Annotated in this window: 1 rRNA gene; it reads left to right on the forward strand. The window is 56.2% G+C overall.

The window, feature by feature from the left end:
• Positions 1-38: 38 nt before the first annotated feature.
• Positions 39-3,080: ribosomal RNA gene (locus tag AB0M48_RS45455) — 23S ribosomal RNA — on the forward strand; the annotation flags it as partial.

The following is a 3,080-nucleotide window of genomic DNA, read 5'->3' on the forward strand; positions in this document are numbered from 1 at the left end:
GTTCTTTGAGAACTGCACAGTGGATGCGAGCATCTTTGTAGCAAGTTAGTAAGGGCATACGGTGGATGTCTTGGCACCAGGAGCCGATGAAGGACGTAGGAGACTGCGAAAAGTCTAGGGGAGCTGTCAACCGAGCTGAGATCCTAGAATTTCCGAATGGGGAAACCCGGCCCCAGTCATGTGGGGTCACCCATACCTGAACACATAGGGTATGTGGAGGGAACGCGGGGAAGTGAAACATCTCAGTACCCGCAGGAAGAGAAAACAACCGTGATTCCGTGAGTAGTGGCGAGCGAAAGCGGATGAGGCTAAACCGCGTCTGTGTGATACCCGGCAGGGGTTGCATTCGCGGGGTCGTGGGACCTCTTGGCTAGTTCTGCCGAGCTAGCAAACAGTCAGAAAACGCATCGTTAGAGGAACGTGTCTGGAAAGCACGAGCGTAGAGGGTGAAACTCCCGTACTCGAAAACGTAGCGTCTGTTTAGAGTGTTCCCAAGTAGCAGCGTACTCGTGAAATTCGCTGTGAATCTGGCGGGACCACCCGCTAAGCCTAAATACTCCCTGGTGACCGATAGCGGACTAGTACCGTGAGGGAAAGATGAAAAGTACCCCGGGAGGGGAGTGAAATAGTACCTGAAACCGTGTGCCTACAATCCGTCGGAGCCTTTAGGGGTGACGGCGTGCCTTTTGAAGAATGAGCCTGCGAGTTAGTGCTACGTGGCGAGGTTAACCCGTGTGGGGTAGCCGTAGCGAAAGCGAGTCTGAATAGGGCGCTTGAGTCGCGTGGTCTAGACCCGAAGCGGTGTGATCTAGCCATGGCCAGGGTGAAGCGCGGGTAAGACCGCGTGGAGGCCCGAACCCACCAGGGTTGAAAACCTGGGGGATGAGCTGTGGTTAGGGGTGAAAGGCCAATCAAACACCGTGATAGCTGGTTCTCCCCGAAATGCATTTAGGTGCAGCGTCGTGTGTTTCACCGCGGGGGTAGAGCACTGGATGGTCTAGGGGGCCTACAAGCTTACCGAAATCAACCAAACTCCGAATACCGTGGTGTGAGAGCGCGGCAGTGAGACTGCGGGGGATAAGCTTCGTAGTCGAGAGGGAAACAGCCCAGAACGCCAGCTAAGGTCCCTAAGTGTGTGCTAAGTGGGAAAGGATGTGGGGTCGCACAGACAGCCAGGAGGTTGGCTTAGAAGCAGCCACCCTTTAAAGAGTGCGTAATAGCTCACTGGTCAAGTGGTCCTGCGCCGACAATGTAGCGGGGCTTAAGCACACCACCGAAGCTGTGTCATTTCGAGCTTGACTCGGGATGGGTAGGGGAGCGTCGTGTAGCGGTTGAAGCGGCGGAGTAATCCAGCCGTGGACGCTATGCGAGTGAGAATGCAGGCATGAGTAGCGAAAGACGAGTGAGAAACTCGTCCGCCGGATGACCAAGGGTTCCTGGGCCAGGCTAATCCGCCCAGGGTAAGTCGGGACCTAAGGCGAGGCCGACAGGCGTAGTCGATGGACAACGGGTTGATATTCCCGTACCCGTGTGAACGCGCCCATGATGAACCTTGTGATACTAACCGCCCAAAGCACCTCCTGAAAGCCTTCGGGCTGATGGGGACTGTGGAGCGCGGGACCTGAACTTGTAGTAGTCAAGCGATGGGGTGACGCAGGAGGGTAGCTCCGCCAGTGAGTGGTAGTACTGGTGCAAGCGTGTAGGGAGTCTGGTAGGCAAATCCGCCAGGCGCATATCCTGAGACGTGATGCGTAGCCGATTGAGGCGAAGTAGAGTGATCCCATGCTGCCGAGAAAAGCCTCTAGCGAGCTTTCACGCGGCCCGTACCCCAAACCGACACAGGTGGTCAGGTAGAGAATACCAAGGCGATCGGGCGAACTGTGGTTAAGGAACTCGGCAAAATGCCCCCGTAACTTCGGGAGAAGGGGGGCCGTAGCGCTTGAAGCCTCTTGCAGGCTAGGGCGAGACGGCCGCAGAGACCAGCGAGAAGCGACTGTTTACTAAAAACACAGGTCCATGCGAAGTCGCAAGACGATGTATATGGACTGACGCCTGCCCGGTGCTGGAACGTTAAGGGGACCGGTTAGTCCGCAAGGGCGAAGCTGAGAACTTAAGCGCCAGTAAACGGCGGTGGTAACTATAACCATCCTAAGGTAGCGAAATTCCTTGTCGGGTAAGTTCCGACCTGCACGAATGGCGTAACGACTTCTCGACTGTCTCAACCGCAGGCCCGGCGAAATTGCATTACGAGTAAAGATGCTCGTTACGCGCGGCAGGACGGAAAGACCCCGGGACCTTTACTATAGCTTGGTATTGGTGTTCGATTCGGCTTGTGTAGGATAGGTGGGAGACTGTGAAGCGGCCACGCCAGTGGTTGTGGAGTCATCGTTGAAATACCACTCTGGTCGTATTGGATGTCTAACCTCGGTCCGTGATCCGGATCAGGGACAGTGCCTGGTGGGTAGTTTAACTGGGGCGGTTGCCTCCCAAAGAGTAACGGAGGCGCTCAAAGGTTCCCTCAGCCTGGTTGGCAATCAGGTGTTGAGTGCAAGTGCACAAGGGAGCTTGACTGTGAGACTGACGGGTCGAGCAGGGACGAAAGTCGGAACTAGTGATCCGGCCATGGCTTGTGGAAGCGTGGTCGCTCAACGGATAAAAGGTACCCCGGGGATAACAGGCTGATCTTCCCCAAGAGTCCATATCGACGGGATGGTTTGGCACCTCGATGTCGGCTCGTCGCATCCTGGGGCTGGAGTAGGTCCCAAGGGTTGGGCTGTTCGCCCATTAAAGCGGTACGCGAGCTGGGTTTAGAACGTCGTGAGACAGTTCGGTCCCTATCCGCCGCGCGCGTAGGATACTTGAGGAAGGCTGTCCCTAGTACGAGAGGACCGGGACGGACGGACCGCTGGTGTGCCAGTTGTTCTGCCAAGAGCATTGCTGGTTGGCTACGTTCGGAAGGGATAACCGCTGAAGGCATCTAAGCGGGAAGCTCGTTCCAAGATGAGGTATCCCACTCTTCGTGAGTTAAGGCCCCCAGCTAGACCACTGGGTTGATAGGCCAGAGGTGGAAGACCGGTAAC

The organism is Lentzea sp. NPDC051208, assembly GCF_040682435.1.
Lineage (GTDB): Bacteria > Actinomycetota > Actinomycetes > Mycobacteriales > Pseudonocardiaceae > Lentzea > Lentzea kristufekii.